The following is a 14,916-nucleotide window of genomic DNA, read 5'->3' as shown; positions in this document are numbered from 1 at the left end:
GTTCTTGGAAATTAAGTTTCCTTAGGAGCCGAACTTAATATGACTTATGTCGCCAAAACAACACAAAATGAGCAGAATTTTGCGGCATAGAAGACAGAGAGAACCCAGGAATTACATATGACCAGCCGCCTCTCAAACACAGGTTGAAAGTGACTTTTTTCCATTCCGAAACAGACAGGGAAAATAAATCAGTTGGTACGATTGCCCCACCGGGCAATGCTGGCTTCAAGCATATCGCTCATTACGTCTTCGCTCACCAGCTTGAACAAAGCCTGTGCAATTCGCCCCCGCAGCGCGCCGGTATTGCACGGCGATTTATGCGACATGGCCAAATACAGATTTTCGGTACTGACCGGCACATCATAGCTGCGGATACCCTTGATATTCGCACGCGCGGCAATGGCTTTGCCGGGAAATTCTTCATAGATCACATATTCAGCACGATTGCGTTCAAGCATGTGCAAGCCCTGTTCAAGGCTGGGAACCTCGCGGATGGTCAGGTTTCCCTTGGCATAGGCATCAAATTCCTGACCAAAACTGTTATTGATCACCGTCAGGCCTTCAAGCCCGCGTAAATCAGGCCATTGCCGATAATTGATGTCGACGTTGTCCCGGGTCCAGATCACGGTCCGCGTCCCCTGAAAGGCCGGGAAAAAGTAATCCATATATTGAAGTCGCGGGATGGTCAGAAACGCACCGGCAATCATATCAATGCTGCCGTCGCGCATGTTCTGCTGCACGCGCCCCCAACTGCCAGTATTGACCACTTCGATCTCGACCCCGGCGGCTTCGCCAACACGTTTCAGGAAATCGGCCGCCGCACCAATCAGATGATTACGATCACTTTCAGCTGGCCAAAGATAGGGCGGATAATCCGGATTGCCCGACGCAAGCAGACGCGTGCAATTGCGTTCCCCATCGGCATCGATGGTGAAATGACGTGATGCGTCATGCGCATACACAACCCTTGCTGCCAAAACGGCAGCGACACAAACGGTTGCGATACATCCCGCCCGGTTAGCCCATTGCATTACCACCACTCTCCAGCTGCATCTCAACCATACAGCACAGGTTATTTCCGATATTATGTAAGCAGACCATTTGGCGGTTTCATCGTTTGGAACGCATTTTTTTACGATATTTCCGCACACCATCCCCAATCGGGGTTAATGGCACCACAAAAAAGGCAGCCCCCGTTTCGCGGGGGCTGCCTTTTGAAATTTGTATGCTTTCGACCCGTCCGGATTAATCTGGACGGCAGCCTTGCAATCAGGCCGAACGACGTTTCATGCCCTGGTTACCACCACGGCCTTCCGTGCGGGCACCCTCGCTACGGCGCGGGCGATCACTGAAATCACGGCCACGGGTATCACGATCACCCTGGAAACCACGTTCGCCACGCGGCTTGTCAGCGAACTTGCGTTCACCATCACGTGCCGGTGCGGCACCTTCGCCACGCGGGCGGAAATTGGTGCCACGGTCATTACGCTCGGTGCGTTCTGCACGATCCGGGCGCTGCGTTTCCGCTGCACGGTCAAAGCGCGGCTTGCGATCGAAACGTTCACCGCCACGATCATTGCGATCATTGCGTACCGGACGATCACCACGCGGCTGATCAGACTGACCGAAACGACGGCCACCATCACGTTCGCCGCCAAAACCACGCCCGCCATCACGGCCAGCGTCACGACCGCCTTCGCGATCACCTTCTACACGACGACCGCCATCACGCGGACCGCCAAAGGATGCACGTGCGCCGTCACGGCCACCATCACGGCCGCCGCCAAAGCCACCACGACCGCCACGGCCTGCATCGCGACCACCGTCACGACTGCCACCGAAACCACCGCGACCGCCATCACGACCACCGCCGCCGAAACCGCCACGACCACCACGGCCGCCATCACGACCACCGCCGCCGCTCGACGAGCGAGCAGAAGGAGCCGAATGGAATTCGTGATCTTCGTCGATTTGGACCTGCTGGCCGATAATACGTTCGATATTGCGCAGATGACGAACATCACGCGGTTCGCAGAACGAAATCGCAACACCTTCGGCACTGCCACGGCCGGTACGGCCAATACGGTGCACATAGTTTTCCGGATCGGTCGGCAGGTCATAGTTAATGACGTGCGAGATGCCCGGAACGTCGATGCCGCGTGCGGCAACGTCGGTTGCAATCAGAACCGGGAACTGACCATTACGGAAGTTCCGCAGGATTTTCTGACGGATGCGCTGCTGTTTGTCACCATGAATGGCATCAGTATCAACACCTTCATCGCGCAGCTGGAACGACAGTTCGTCAGCATCGGCTTTGGTTTTGGTGAAAACCAGAACGCGTTCGCTTTCGTCACGCTTCAACAACTGAATCAGCAATTTGGTCTTGTCGTGACGCTTCACAAACATGCCACGCTGGGTAACACGTTCTGTAACGCTGGACTGCGGTGCAGTTTCAACCTTGACCGGGTTGCTCAACAAACGGTCGGTCAGATGTTTAACAGCCGACGGCATGGTTGCCGAGAACATCACGGTCTGATGTTCGCGCGGCAGCTTTGCTGCAACCGTCAGAACATCTTCGGAGAAGCCCATGTCGAGCATACGGTCAGCTTCGTCGAGAACGAAAACTTCGATGTCGTCGAAACGGATGGTGTTACGTGACATATGGTCAAGCAGACGACCCGGGGTCGCAACCAGGATATCAACGCCGCGGCGCAATTCCTGAATCTGCGGGCCCATCGGCGAGCCGCCATAAACAACAGAAGAAAACAGGCGAATGCCTTTTTTGAAATCGCGCAGACACTGACCGATCTGATTTACCAATTCACGCGTCGGCGCAAGAATAAGCGCGCGCGGCTGGCCCGGTTCCGGACGTTTCGGATTTTCAGCAAGGCGCTGCAGCATCGGCAAACAGAAGGCTGCGGTTTTACCACCACCGGTCTGGGAAATGCCCATAAGGTCACGCCCTTCAAGCAAAGCCGGAATGGTTTTTGCCTGGATCTCGGTCGGAGCGGTGAAACCAGAAGCTTCAACGTTGCGCAGCAGGGGCTCGATAAGGTTGAGCCCTTCAAAATTAGTCATATAAGGAAAGTCCTTCAATATCCGGTCAGCGTCATGTTCACGCTATGATTTGCCAGCTCGATAGCAATAGTGACCGGTGCACGGCAAACTTGCCGCTGCTTCGGACCCTGTATGAGAGGCATATGATGAGGCACAAACGTCATCACGTCTGTACCGCCCCCGCCTTTTCACACAGTTCCTGACAGCTCAATCTGCCCTACAAGCGAAGGAATGAGCCGGGTGATACAGGGCCTTTAGATTAAAGTCAATCAAAGCATTGCGCCGGGCAGCCATGCAAAAACGCATTACGTTCCCCAATGTGGCCCGCCAACCGACTTGACGGCGACACCGAAAAATCCCCAACATTTATCCGGGAAACATGCCCCTAACCCGGCCACCAGCCTCGGTCTGGGCAATTTTCCCGGCGCGCTAAAATTGGTGCAGCGCACATAAAACATCGCATGCAAAAACAGTTAATTAAAAACGCAGCAAATTATTTGCAAACTTTGCCATTTTCAAAAAATGTTATTCTGGCCGACGTAAAGTGCGGGCTCGAAATCTAAAATCTCTTGCAGCACATGAATTTCCGCCTTCGCGGGGATAACGATTCTATAGACGGCAAAGACTGGACGAAGTTTGTCCCTGGCCTGACACATTTAATTAAAAATGCCCGGCTCTTATGCCTTGCTGGCTTTTACCTGCACCTCAAGGGCGCTCTGCCGCGCATCCGGGGTCAATAACCGGCCATGCCCGCGGCTTTCCGGCGGCGGCTTTATTGTTGTCAGCGGCACAGCCCGCCGTCCGATTTGTTGCAAAAACACCCCAAACAGTATGGCAACCATCGCCACCACATCCAATCCGGCCACGGGTTCGCCGATCAGCACAATACCAATCGCCATCGCAACCAAAGGCGGCAAATAAGTCACCCCCGATGCCGCCACGGCGCCAAGCTGATCGACGATGAAATAATACAGGATATAAGCAAGCCCGGTTCCCAGAACACCCAAACCAACCACAAGGCCGATGGCCGTTTTCGGATCATCAAAGACCGCACCAACGCCTGAAATATCGGTTGTTAGGGCAAAAATCGCTGTTGCGATGCCAATCTGATAAGTCGACAGCGCCAAGGGCGAAAGTTTAAGCGGGCTGATAAATTTGCGCGCATAGACAAAAGAACACCCGACACTAAGCGCGCCGACAATCATATAAGCCGTCCCGGCGATACTGACGCCACCCTCCCCGACCTGGCCCGCATCTATTTGCCAGGGTCTGGCAATCAGCACGACACCGGCAAAGCCCAGTGCTACCCCGCACAACGATTTTACGGTCGGCCGCTCATCACGCAGGAATAAAAGGGCCGTCACAAAGGCAAAAAGCGGGATCGCCCCACTTAACATCCCCGCCACACTTGACAGCAAAAGCGCCGTCCCCTTGGCAAAAGCAAAATAATAGATCGCGGTTGCCAACAACGCCATCACCACAAAATGGTGAATATGGCGCATGTCGCGCAGGTGAACCTCCCGCCGCAGAACAGCAAAAATCACCAGCGGCACAAACCCGCACAGCACCCGCAAAAAGGCAATTTGCTGTGGCGCAATATAATCAGCAGCCCATTTCATAAAAATAAAATTGCTGCCCCAGACAACACCAAGCAACACAAAGGCAAGATAGGCGAGAATTTTCATTTTTGTGATTTTCATACATATATATGTGGCGACATCACGCCAAAACAGGCAACACCGGAAACCGGTATTGCCTGCAAATTTTACGAGCAATCTGAGAAACAGATCGTCGGATCAACCAATCAAACAGCCAAATCCGTCCCCAATCACACTGAACGGGTAATGCCCCCGTCAACACGAATATTCTGCCCGGTGATATAGCCCGCCCCATCGGATGCCAAAAAGGCAATGGTGGCGGCGATTTCTTCTCTTTTGCCATACCGCCCCATCGGCACCCGGTCGCGACGTTCATCGGTTTCCGGCAAGCTATCGATAAAGCCCGGCAACACATTATTCATACGGATGTTTTCTGGTGCATATTTATCGGCAAACAGTTTGGTAAAAGCCGCAAGTCCAGCCCGAAAAACCCCCGACGTCGGGAAAACCGGATCGGGTTCAAACGCGGCAAAGGTCGAAATATTGATAATCACACCACCGCCCTGCTTTTGCATGATCGGCGTCACCAAACGGGTCGGGCGCACCGCGTTTAAGAAATAAACATCCATGCCCGCGTGCCAGTCTTCATCCGTCAGTTCCAAAACCGGCTTACGCGGCCCATGCCCGGCGGAATTAACCAAAACATCAATCCGGCCCCATTTTTCCATCGCCAAATCAACCAAACGCCCAAGGTCGTCATTTGACTGATTTGAACCGGTCACGCCAATGCCGCCCAGTTCGGCGGCAAGCGCCTCGCCCTTGCCAGACGATGACAGGATCGCAACCTTATATCCATCGGCGGCCAGTTTCTGCGCCGCAGCGGCCCCCATGCCACTGCCACCCGCGGTGATAAGCGCAACTTTTTCTACTGTCATGACGGCTCCTTGGATTTGTTTCATTGTCGTCGTAAAAAACTTTGATAATATTGTTTTTACGCTTTTGCACCAATCCACACCAATCAGATTTGCACCTTCAAGGCTGTAGAAAAACTATTGCATGATCAAACCTGAAACCTGCCTTCCGCCCTTAAATGGCCTGCGCGCTTTCGATGCGGCGGGGCGCCATTTGAATTTTCGCATCGCAGCCGAGGAACTTGGCGTGACCCAAGGTGCCGTCGCACAACATGTGCGCGGGCTGGAATCCTATCTGGGTCTTAAACTTCTGGATCGGTTGCCACGCACATTGGCCCTGACCGATAACGGCCAGCGTTATCACGCGGAAATCAGCCGGGCTTTTACAATTATCGGCAATGCCACCCAAACCCTTCAACCGCAATCAACCCATCTGACCATCAGTGTCACGCCGACCTTTGCCGCCAAATGGCTAATCCCGCGTCTGACAGATTTCACGGCGGAAAACCCGCAAATCGAATTGCGGATTGTGGCAACGGAAAAGGCATCAAACTTTCATTCCGACGGTGTTGATCTGGCGGTGCGCCAAACCAATTCGTCCTTCGCCGCCGGGCTAATTGCCGATCTGTTATTTGAACAGGATATCATTTCCGTTTGCAGCCCCGGGGCCATTGCCAAATTTGATCGCCCCCTGAAGGTCGCAGACCTTGACCAACTGGTTCTTATTCACGACTCGCACAATCTGTGGCCGGAATATTTGAAATCTGTGTTTGGCCATGAAGTCCCCGACCGGGCAAAGAATGTGCGCCTGAACCAAACCGCACTTGCAATTGATGCCGCCTTTTCCGGGCAGGGCATTGCATTGGCCAGCCGGTTTCTGGTCGAACAGGATCTGGCCGCAGGCCGCCTGATCCAACCGTTTGAACACACCCTGCATGCCGGGCGTGACTTCTATCTGGTCACCCCGCGCAATAGCAAGAATCCTGCTGCCTGCAACCAAGTTCGCCAGTGGCTGTTGAAATGGCGCGCCACAAGTTAAATATGATGGTCAGGATCAATTAACATTCAAAACACCATTTCGCACTTATGATGCCCAAAAGCACTGCATATAGAGGGGTAACAGCAATGCGGTTCCGGGTCGTGACAGGGATTTTTTCAATCCCTGCAATTTGTCTATTAACGCTGATTGCGATCATCGCAACAGTCGCACTGAACTATCAAACCAGCCTTCGTAACGGCAAGTTCGAACAAATCGCACATTTAACCGAAGGCGCGGTCACAATCGTCGATTCGTATATGGCCAAGGTCAAATCCGGTGAAATGGATGAAAATGCCGCCAAAGCCGAAGCGCTTGGGGTATTGAATGCCTATCGCTTTGACGGTCAGAACTATATCTATGCAACCGATTACAGCCTTTGCATGGTTCTTGATCCGCTTAGCCCCGAAGACGTCGGCAAATGTAACCCCGACAGCAAGGTCCGCCAGTTGATCGTCAAAACTGCTAAGGCCGGCGGTGGTGTCATTACCTATGAAACCAAAAAACCCGGCATGGGCGATAAGCTGATTGAAAAAGCGGCCTATGTCCGCCCGATTCCCGGCTGGAACTGGGCACTTGGTGCTGGCGTCTACATGGATGACGTCGATGCCGAATTCCAAAGAGTTATGCAGCGCATCGCAATCATTTCGATCATTGCCATTATCATTGCCGGTGTTTTGTCCTGGATTGTCGGAACCCGCATAACCAAAAGCATTGTCGGCCTGAACAAAAGCATCTCAACGATTGCCGAAGGCAATTATCAGGCCCCGGTCGATACCGAATCGCGCTTTACCGAGATCGGCGATATGGCCGCAGGTATTCTTGCCCTGCGTGACAAATCGGCACAGGCCCTGCAACTTGAAAAAGATGCCTCGGTCCAAAAGGACAAAACCGAACTCGAACGCCGCAAAAGTATCCGTTCGATTGCCGAAAAACTCGAAAGCGAAGTCGGCGGTATTGCCGGTGCGGTCAATCAGTCGGTCAAACGCAGTGGCGATCTGGCGATCAACATGTCGCAAAATGCCGAAGGTATTCTTGATCAAAGCCAGCAAGTCGCAACAGCCGCCGGATCTGTATCTCAGAACGTCGATGCCGTTGCCGCCGCGACCGAAGAACTTTCATCCTCGATCACGGAAATCAATGTTCAGATTTCCCAGATGTCCAACACCGTCGAACGCGCTACTCATGAAAGCCAAAGCGCATCTGACGATGTTGGCGGCCTGTCCGAAGCCGTGGACAAGATCAAGGAAATTGTCAGCCTGATCAACGACATCGCGGGTCAGACGAACCTTCTGGCACTGAACGCCACCATCGAAGCCGCGCGTGCGGGTGATGCCGGCAAGGGCTTTGCCGTTGTCGCAAGCGAGGTCAAAAACCTTGCGACCCAAACCGGTCGCGCGACCGAGGAAATCGCCGCCCAGATCAACGGAATTGTCGAAGGCACCGAACGTGCCGTCACCGGCATTTCTCGGGTTTCGGAAACCATCGATCAGGTGCGCTATGCCTCGACCGCGATTGCGGCCGCGATTGAAGAACAAGGTGCTGCCACTCAGGAAATCGCGGGCAACGCCAACCGCAGTGCGGACGGCGTCAAACAGATTTCCTACAGCGTCGATCAGACCATGAAAAACGCCCAAAGCACGACAAGCCATGCGGGCGAGCTCCGCGAAGCCTCCGAAGAACTGTCGTCACGTTCCTCGGAACTGACCCAGATCATTCACCGCTTCTCGGGCGATCTGAAAAAACAGGCCGAAAGCTGATCATACGACCCGACCCGCATCAGTCGGCGGGTGGATGATATGAACAAACAAAACGGGCCGCCCCATCATTTGGGCGGCCCGTTTTAATTTGACGCATGTATTTACAGTGCACGCGATGTCTTGGTGGTCGGCCTGCCCTATTCAGCCGGAAGATCATTTTCCCGGCGGAAGGAATGCGACGGATAAACACCCAGAATGCGCACCTCGTGCGAGAAGAATTGAAGCTCTTCCAACGCATGACGCAGGCCAAGCTGTTCGGGATGGGCTTCGACCTCGGCGAAAAATTGCGTCGCGGTGAAATGGCCTTCGACCATATAGCTTTCAAGCTTGGTCATATTGATGCCATTGGTTGCAAACCCGCCCAGCGCCTTGTAAAGCGCGGCGGCAACGTTGCGCACCCGAAAGACAAAGCTGGTCACCACCGGGGCCCCGTCATTGGCGATATCAAGGGGGTCGCGCGCCAGAATGATGAACCGTGTGGTATTGTGGGCGGCGTCCTCAACTTCAGTCCGCAGGATATCAAGCCCGTAAATCTCGGCCGCCAGCACCGGCGCAATCGCGGCAATGCTTTTATCGCCCAAATCGGCAACTTCCTTGGCACACCCGGCGGTATCAAGCCCGACCACGGTGTTAACGCCAAGTTCCTGACGAATTTTACGACACTGGCCCAGCGCATGCACATGGCTTCTGATTTCCTTGATGTCGGAAATCTTGGTTCCCGGCACCCCGACAAGCGCATGATTAATGCGCAAGAATGTCTCGCCAACGATATGCACCCCGGAATCGGGCAAAATATGATGCACATCGGCCACACGACCGGCCAGGGTGTTATCAATCGGGATCACCGCCAGTTCGACATCGCCATCGCGCAACGCCCCAAATGCGCCCTCAAACGTCCGGCAAGGTACTGTTGTGGCACCCGGAAAGGCGCGACGTGCGGCCTGATCGGAATAGGCACCGTACATTCCCTGAAAAGCGATCCGTTGTTGAGCCGTCATCTGGTTATTTCCTGATCATTCAAAATGTTTTGTATTCCCTGTGCCATCATATCAAATCCGGCCCATCAGGAAGTGGCGAAATCCGGTTCAGGCCGCGGCAAAATAACTATTTCCTGCAACCCGGCATGACGCGAATATCGATACTTCCCAGATAGAAGACCCGAATTATGCGCCCAACACAAGTCGTGCGCGTTCAAGGTCTTCGGGGGTATCCACACCAAGCGGCACACCGTTAACCAGTGCGACGGCAATCACCATACCGTTTTCAAGGGCGCGCAATTGTTCAAGGCGCTCGCGCTTTTCCAATTCCGCCGGTGGCAGGCTGACGAAACGGTCAAGAGCGGCCCGGCGATAGGTATAAAGCCCGATATGATGATAAAGCGGCCCGTCGCCATATGGCGCTGTCGCGCGGGTAAAATAAAGGGCACGCGCAACACGCCCCCCCTTAAAGGCCGCAACGGCTTTAACCACATTGGGATTGTTACGTTCTTCGTCGCGGATGATTTCCGCCGCCAAGGTCGCAATATCGACATCCGGGTCCGCCAGCGGATCAAACACCGCGCGAATATCAGCGGCATCAATGGTCGGCAGATCACCCTGCACATTGACCACCGCGTCATATTTGCCTTCAGGATCAAAACTTTGCAATGCCTGATGCACCCGGTCCGATCCGCTGGGCAAATCAGGATCGGTCAAAACCGCAATTCCGCCTGCGGCCGTTATGGCATCGGCAATTTCCTGTTCGGCACAGGCAACGATCACCGGCCCGATCCCAGCCTCCATCGCGCGGCGCCAGACATGAACGATCATGGCCTCGCCGTGGATATCGGCCAATGGTTTGTTTGGCAGGCGCATCGATGCCATACGGGCAGGAATAACAACAACGGGATTACGCGGCGTAGACATATGGGCCTCTCCGGTCTGGCTCAAACTTCTGCATTGATCTTGCGCAAAGCATAAACGCGAAAACCCATGCAAGAAACAGCGTCTTGAATCGGCGGGACAATAGCCGGTTTTGGGGCTTCTGCGAAAGGCGGAAATGGATTTGACGAAGGTCTATCTCGCCTGATTTCGCCTTTCTGGTTAAGAAAGGTTGATGCAAATCTCTGAAACGTATAGTTTCCCTCCGACCGGTCTGACCTGCTGTCACATGCACGTTCTTGTGATTTTCAAAAGCGTTTTGGGGACGCATGGATCAGCGGATTATAAAGAAACCTGAGAGTGATTAGGCTGTAGGGATCCCGTCATGAAAACGATGGAAATCAACAAAATCGTCGCCGGTGTTATCTGTGCTGTGCTTTTGGTTATCGCTGTTGGCAAGATTGGCAGCATGCTTGTGCACCCCGAAGAACTGGAAAACCCCGTTTATCCGTTCTCCGAAGATATCATGGCGGGCAACGCCGAACCGGCCGCTGCGCCGGCGGAACCGGCAGGACCGGAACCGATTCTTGCCATGCTGGCATCAGTCGATCTGGCCGCTGGCGAAAAAGTATTTAAAAAATGCGCATCCTGCCATGATGCCGAAAAAGGCGGTCCGAACAAAACCGGTCCGAACCTTTACGGTATTGTCGGCAATCATTTCGCGCATAAAGACGACTTCTCCTATTCCAGCGGCATGGCCGAACATGGTGGCAGCTGGGGCTTCGAAGAACTGAACCACTTCCTGTACAAACCGCGCGACTATATTGATGGTACGAAAATGAGTTTCGGGGGCTTGAAAAAGGCGTCTGATCGTGCCGCTGTGATTGCGTGGCTGAACAGCAAATCCGACACGCCGCTGGCTCTGCCCGATCCGGCAGCCACCGCAACCGAAAATGCCGAAGTACCGGCTGACGGTAGCGACACCGCCGAAGGCGACGAAGCAACTGCACAATAAGTTGCGCACTAGCCGGTTTTAATCGGACAGAAGCGTTGATTTTTTACAGGGGACAGGTAACTGTCCCCTGTTTTCGTTTGTCGCCACTCTCGACCATCATCAGTCGTCGTCGGTCACTTGCCAGCCACCATTTCAAGCAGGGATGCAATTCATGGAAAATCTCGATCCGTTTCTGGAGATCGCCCACAAACTGGCCGATGCCGCCCGCCCGATCATTCGCCAGTATTACCGCACCCCTGTTGCCATTGACGTCAAAGCCGATGCCAGCCCGGTGACCATCGCAGACCGCGAAGTCGAAACCGCAATGCGCGCCATTCTAACAACCGAATTTCCCGATCACGGTATTCTGGGCGAGGAACATGGCCGCCACAATATCCATGCCGACTATGTTTGGGTGCTTGACCCAATTGACGGCACGAAATCCTTTATCGCAGGTAAGCCAAGCTTCGCATCCCTGATTGCCCTTTGCTACAAGGGCGCCCCTGTCCTTGGCATTATTGATCAGGCAATTACAGATGAACGCTGGGTCGGTGTTATGGGGCGACCGACAACAATGAATGGCGAAGAAATCAGTGCGCGCGACTGCGAAACACTTGATACCGCCACCTTCTTTACCACCGCCCCGGAACTGTTCCGGTCCGCGCAATCGATCAAGGCCTATCAGGCGATTGCGGATAAATGCCGCCAACCAATGTATGGCGTTGATGCCTATGCCTATGGCCTTGTCGCCCTTGGTTTTGCCGATACGGTGGTTGAATGCGGTCTTCAGGCCTATGATTTCTGTGCGCTGGTTCCGGTCGTCGAAGGGGCCGGGGGTGTCATGACCGACTGGCATGGCAAACCGTTGACAATCCATAGCACCGATGAAGTCATCGCCAGTGGCGACGCCCGTTGCCATCAGGATGTCCTGACCACAATCCGTGCGGCCATCGCCTGATCCCCTGGCGCGCATGTACCGACGATTTGCGGCCTTTGATATTTGGTGTTTGCTGCAAATTGCGGCAATATGGCGCGTTGTGCCAATCAGTTAGGTGATATGATGTTCGAATGGGTCATCATCCTGTTTTTGGGATCGGGGCTGCTTTACGGGCTGCAATCACGCAGGCTGCAACGACGCAACATTTCATCCCCGATGATGATGGTTCTGATCGGGGGCCTGATTGCACTGCCGCTTGGCATTTGGCACGAACCACCCTTGGCCCCGTTTGCCGACCGGCTGCATTTTGCCACCGGCTTTGCGGAAATGACGCTGGCAATCATCCTGTTTCTGGATGCCGCCGTTCTGGATTATCGCAAGGAACGCCCGGCGATGCGCCTTGCCAACCGCTTGCTGTTAATCGGCTTGCCGTTGACCATCGGGGTGACATGGGCGTTTATCATCGGCCTGCATCCGTCCATCGGGGTCCTTCCGGCACTGATCCTTGCCCTGATCGTCAGCCCGACCGATGCCGCCCTTGGCCGCCCTGTGCTGGAAAACAAATCTGTCCCCAATCCGGTGCGACAGGGCATCAATATCGAAAGCGGCCTGAATGACGGGCTGGTCCTGCCGGTTTTTACCGCGGCTGTCCTGCTCGAAGCCGATATTGTCGGTGAAAGCAACAATGGCTGGCTCACCGAAGCCATGCTTGAAATCTCTATCGGGATCGGCGTTGGGTTATTTACCGGGTATGTAATCGGCCAGATCGTCAATCACGCGGTAACCCACAACACTATCCTTGACCGGTTTGAACGGATTTTAGGTGTTTTGGCCGCGCTGTTTATTTTTGCCCTGTGTGAAAAGCTTGGCGGCAACGGGTTTGTTGCCGCCTTTGCCGGCGGCCTTGCGCTTAATATCTCGTCGCAAAAGGTCCGAGAAAGCATCGAAAGCTTTGGCGAGGCCGAGTCTGAATTACTGACCATGCTGACGTTTTTCATTTTCGGTCTGGTGGTCATCCCCGCAGTTTACCAGCTTTGGACGTGGGAGATGCTAATTTTCTCGGCCGTCAGCCTTGTGATCCTGCGTCCGCTTTGCGTCTGGATCTGCATGATCAAAAGCCCCTACAGCCTTGCCGAAAAACTCTATATCGGCTGGTTTGGGCCACGCGGCATTGCCTCAATCATCTACCTTCTGATCATGAGCACCATCATAAATCCCAAAAGCTATGAACCGTTGATCGCGACGGCGGTTATGATTGTCACCATCAGCGTTATCGTACATGGCCTTTCGGCAGCACCACTTTCGCATATGCTGGTCCGCCACCTTCGCCGGAAAAAGCCCCAACAATCCTGATAAAAAGGCACCCGGAACCGGGGCGTATCCCAGCCGGGCGCAAGTCAAGATTTGCAGTAAGAGAGCTCTGGATGGAGTGCTAAATCCAGAGGGTCCGGTTACAACGCCAGACCATGGGCCGTCGCACCTGAACGCGACAGCCCGGCATCATCGCCCTTTCCAACCGGTTGGAAACAAAGGACGACGAATTCCGTTATCAGTTCAATCCCCTATCGCTCGCTCAGCGCCAGCCGAACGCCCAAAGCAATAAAGACGCCGCCAAGTAACCGTTGAAGCCAGACACCAAACATCGGGCTTCCACGCAACCGTATCGCAGCAAACCCGATGGCAAACACCACCGTCGTCTCGACACAAAACCCGATCACGTTGACGAGCGTGCCCAGCACCAAAAACTGCAGCGCAGCATCCCCCGCCGCCGGGTCAACAAACTGCGGCAGGAACGCCATAAAGAAAATCGCCACCTTGGGATTAAGCACATCAATCATCGCACCCTGTCGCCAAGCCTGAAACGCTGTCATTTGGCGCGCTGGCGATAGTTTCTTGATATGCGGTTCGGATGGGCTGTCATCCTGCCTGTATTTGGCAAAACTGCCCCGCAAAGCCCCGATCCCCAGCCACACCAGATAGGCCACCCCAACCCATTTCACGATTGAAAATGCCACTGCCGATGTCGCAAGGATCGCTGACAAGCCAAGGGCCGCGGCGACCACATGCACAAACGCCCCCGAACACACGCCAAGGCTTGAAAACACGCCGATCTTGCGACCATGGATCGCGGTTTGTGCACTGACATAGGCCAAATCTGGCCCCGGCGAGATATTGAGCAAAAGTGCTGCAATCAGAAACGGTGCATAGGTGATCAAAAGATCGGCCATCACCCTTGGGCCTCCAGATAATAATACACCAAATCAATCGAAAGCGGTGCCGCCCCAGCTTCAACAAGCATAGAATGCAACTGTCCTCGGTGGTGCGTTTGATGATTGAATATATGCGCCAAGACAATTTCTTGCGGCAGGGTATAAGCCCCGGCCAGCATGGATTGATAGCTCAGGTCACCTGACAGTGTTTGGGCATCAAGTTGATCGGCAAAGACGATGACCTTGGCATCCTGCGCTTCGCGGGCAGCACGGAATTTGGTAAAATCGTCAAACAGGATAGTATCCAGCGCGATTTTTTCCGGCACCCCCACCAACCGGCCCAGCCAAAGCCGGTCCGCCACCAAAATATGGTTCAGAGTTTTAAGGATCGATGGAAAAAACGCCGCGCGTTTGGCATCCAATATGCGCGGTTCAAGCCCGGCACAGGCATCCAGAACATGCCCGTTCGCCCAGCTGTTATACCGCGCCATCCGTTGAAAATACGCCACGCCGTCCATCACATTCCATCCTTCATCAGGCGGCGAAACCACCGG

At 54.2% G+C, this 14,916-nt stretch carries 13 protein-coding genes; 5 read left to right on the top strand and 8 right to left on the bottom strand.

Going from position 1 to position 14,916, the window contains the following annotated elements:
- Nucleotides 1-188: 188 nt before the first annotated feature.
- From TALK_RS05400 to TALK_RS05385, 4 genes are all read right to left on the bottom strand, one after another.
- Nucleotides 189-1,031, bottom strand: a complete 843-nt coding sequence (locus tag TALK_RS05400; protein ID WP_139833738.1) for a substrate-binding periplasmic protein — start codon at nt 1,029-1,031, stop codon at nt 189-191.
- Nucleotides 1,032-1,269: 238 nt separating this feature from the next.
- The gene (locus TALK_RS05395) at nt 1,270-3,078 is read right to left on the bottom strand and encodes a DEAD/DEAH box helicase (protein WP_085616682.1); all 1,809 of its coding nucleotides are present in this window, start codon (nt 3,076-3,078) and stop codon (nt 1,270-1,272) included.
- A 656-nt stretch (nt 3,079-3,734) separates the two neighbouring features.
- Nucleotides 3,735-4,742: a DMT family transporter gene (locus TALK_RS05390; protein WP_085617103.1), complete on the bottom strand. Its 1,008-nt coding sequence runs from the start codon at nt 4,740-4,742 to the stop codon at nt 3,735-3,737.
- A 143-nt stretch (nt 4,743-4,885) separates the two neighbouring features.
- A complete protein-coding gene (locus TALK_RS05385; protein ID WP_085616681.1) occupies nt 4,886-5,590 on the bottom strand; it encodes an SDR family oxidoreductase in 705 nt (234 codons plus the stop codon).
- Nucleotides 5,591-5,711: 121 nt separating this feature from the next.
- Here TALK_RS05385 and TALK_RS05380 point away from each other — a divergent pair, with 121 nt between their 5' ends.
- Together TALK_RS05380 and TALK_RS05375 are read left to right on the top strand one after the other, a co-directional pair.
- A complete protein-coding gene (locus tag TALK_RS05380) occupies nt 5,712-6,605 on the top strand; it encodes a LysR substrate-binding domain-containing protein (RefSeq protein WP_085616679.1) in 894 nt (297 codons plus the stop codon).
- A gap of 86 nt (nt 6,606-6,691) precedes the next feature.
- Complete coding sequence (locus tag TALK_RS05375; RefSeq protein WP_085616677.1) at nt 6,692-8,362, top strand: methyl-accepting chemotaxis protein; 1,671 nt, start codon at nt 6,692-6,694, stop codon at nt 8,360-8,362.
- A gap of 137 nt (nt 8,363-8,499) precedes the next feature.
- Here the strand turns inward: TALK_RS05375 and TALK_RS05370 are convergent, their stop codons facing one another.
- Both TALK_RS05370 and TALK_RS05365 read right to left on the bottom strand, forming a co-directional pair.
- Nucleotides 8,500-9,360: a prephenate dehydratase gene (locus tag TALK_RS05370; protein WP_085616675.1), complete on the bottom strand. Its 861-nt coding sequence runs from the start codon at nt 9,358-9,360 to the stop codon at nt 8,500-8,502.
- Between the two features lie 165 nt (nt 9,361-9,525).
- Complete coding sequence (locus tag TALK_RS05365; RefSeq protein ID WP_085616673.1) at nt 9,526-10,266, bottom strand: 3-deoxy-manno-octulosonate cytidylyltransferase; 741 nt, start codon at nt 10,264-10,266, stop codon at nt 9,526-9,528.
- A gap of 340 nt (nt 10,267-10,606) precedes the next feature.
- Here TALK_RS05365 and TALK_RS05360 point away from each other — a divergent pair, with 340 nt between their 5' ends.
- The 3 genes from TALK_RS05360 to TALK_RS05350 all read left to right on the top strand — a co-directional run bounded on the left by TALK_RS05360 (nt 10,607) and on the right by TALK_RS05350 (nt 13,505).
- On the top strand, nt 10,607-11,236 hold the full coding sequence (locus tag TALK_RS05360) for a c-type cytochrome (RefSeq protein ID WP_085616671.1): 630 nt from the start codon (nt 10,607-10,609) through the stop codon (nt 11,234-11,236).
- Between the two features lie 151 nt (nt 11,237-11,387).
- Nucleotides 11,388-12,173 (top strand): histidinol-phosphatase, encoded by a 786-nt coding sequence (gene hisN, locus TALK_RS05355; protein ID WP_085616669.1) that lies wholly within the window; start codon nt 11,388-11,390, stop codon nt 12,171-12,173.
- A 45-nt stretch (nt 12,174-12,218) separates the two neighbouring features.
- Entirely contained in the window at nt 12,219-13,505 is a 1,287-nt protein-coding gene (locus tag TALK_RS05350) for a cation:proton antiporter (RefSeq protein WP_245829693.1), read from the top strand.
- A gap of 209 nt (nt 13,506-13,714) precedes the next feature.
- Here TALK_RS05350 and TALK_RS05345 read toward each other — a convergent pair whose 3' ends face one another.
- Together TALK_RS05345 and TALK_RS05340 are read right to left on the bottom strand one after the other, a co-directional pair.
- A complete protein-coding gene (locus TALK_RS05345; protein WP_085616668.1) occupies nt 13,715-14,380 on the bottom strand; it encodes a LysE family translocator in 666 nt (221 codons plus the stop codon).
- Complete coding sequence (locus TALK_RS05340; RefSeq protein ID WP_085616666.1) at nt 14,380-14,880, bottom strand: DinB family protein; 501 nt, start codon at nt 14,878-14,880, stop codon at nt 14,380-14,382. The genes TALK_RS05345 and TALK_RS05340 overlap by 1 nt, the downstream gene beginning before the upstream one ends.
- Nucleotides 14,881-14,916: the final 36 nt, after the last annotated feature.

Source organism: Thalassospira alkalitolerans, assembly GCF_002115745.1.
Taxonomy (GTDB): Bacteria; Pseudomonadota; Alphaproteobacteria; order Rhodospirillales; family Thalassospiraceae; genus Thalassospira; species Thalassospira alkalitolerans.
Note: the sequence above shows the minus strand (reverse complement) of the source record. Positions and strands in the feature narration are given on the sequence as shown.

Bases quoted from the DNA above. Each gene is read 5' to 3' on its own strand.
- TALK_RS05360 (WP_085616671.1), top strand. From the start codon at position 10,607: ATGAAAACGATGGAAATCAACAAAATCGTCGCCGGTGTTATCTGTGCT.
- TALK_RS05370 (WP_085616675.1), bottom strand. From the start codon at position 9,360: ATGACGGCTCAACAACGGATCGCTTTTCAGGGAATGTACGGTGCCTAT.
- TALK_RS05345 (WP_085616668.1), bottom strand. From the start codon at position 14,380: ATGGCCGATCTTTTGATCACCTATGCACCGTTTCTGATTGCAGCACTT.
- TALK_RS05395 (WP_085616682.1), bottom strand. From the start codon at position 3,078: ATGACTAATTTTGAAGGGCTCAACCTTATCGAGCCCCTGCTGCGCAAC.
- TALK_RS05400 (WP_139833738.1), bottom strand. From the start codon at position 1,031: ATGCAATGGGCTAACCGGGCGGGATGTATCGCAACCGTTTGTGTCGCT.
- hisN (WP_085616669.1), top strand. From the start codon at position 11,388: ATGGAAAATCTCGATCCGTTTCTGGAGATCGCCCACAAACTGGCCGAT.
- TALK_RS05365 (WP_085616673.1), bottom strand. From the start codon at position 10,266: ATGTCTACGCCGCGTAATCCCGTTGTTGTTATTCCTGCCCGTATGGCA.
- TALK_RS05375 (WP_085616677.1), top strand. From the start codon at position 6,692: ATGCGGTTCCGGGTCGTGACAGGGATTTTTTCAATCCCTGCAATTTGT.
- TALK_RS05390 (WP_085617103.1), bottom strand. From the start codon at position 4,742: ATGAAAATTCTCGCCTATCTTGCCTTTGTGTTGCTTGGTGTTGTCTGG.
- TALK_RS05385 (WP_085616681.1), bottom strand. From the start codon at position 5,590: ATGACAGTAGAAAAAGTTGCGCTTATCACCGCGGGTGGCAGTGGCATG.
- TALK_RS05340 (WP_085616666.1), bottom strand. From the start codon at position 14,880: ATGGACGGCGTGGCGTATTTTCAACGGATGGCGCGGTATAACAGCTGG.
- TALK_RS05380 (WP_085616679.1), top strand. From the start codon at position 5,712: ATGATCAAACCTGAAACCTGCCTTCCGCCCTTAAATGGCCTGCGCGCT.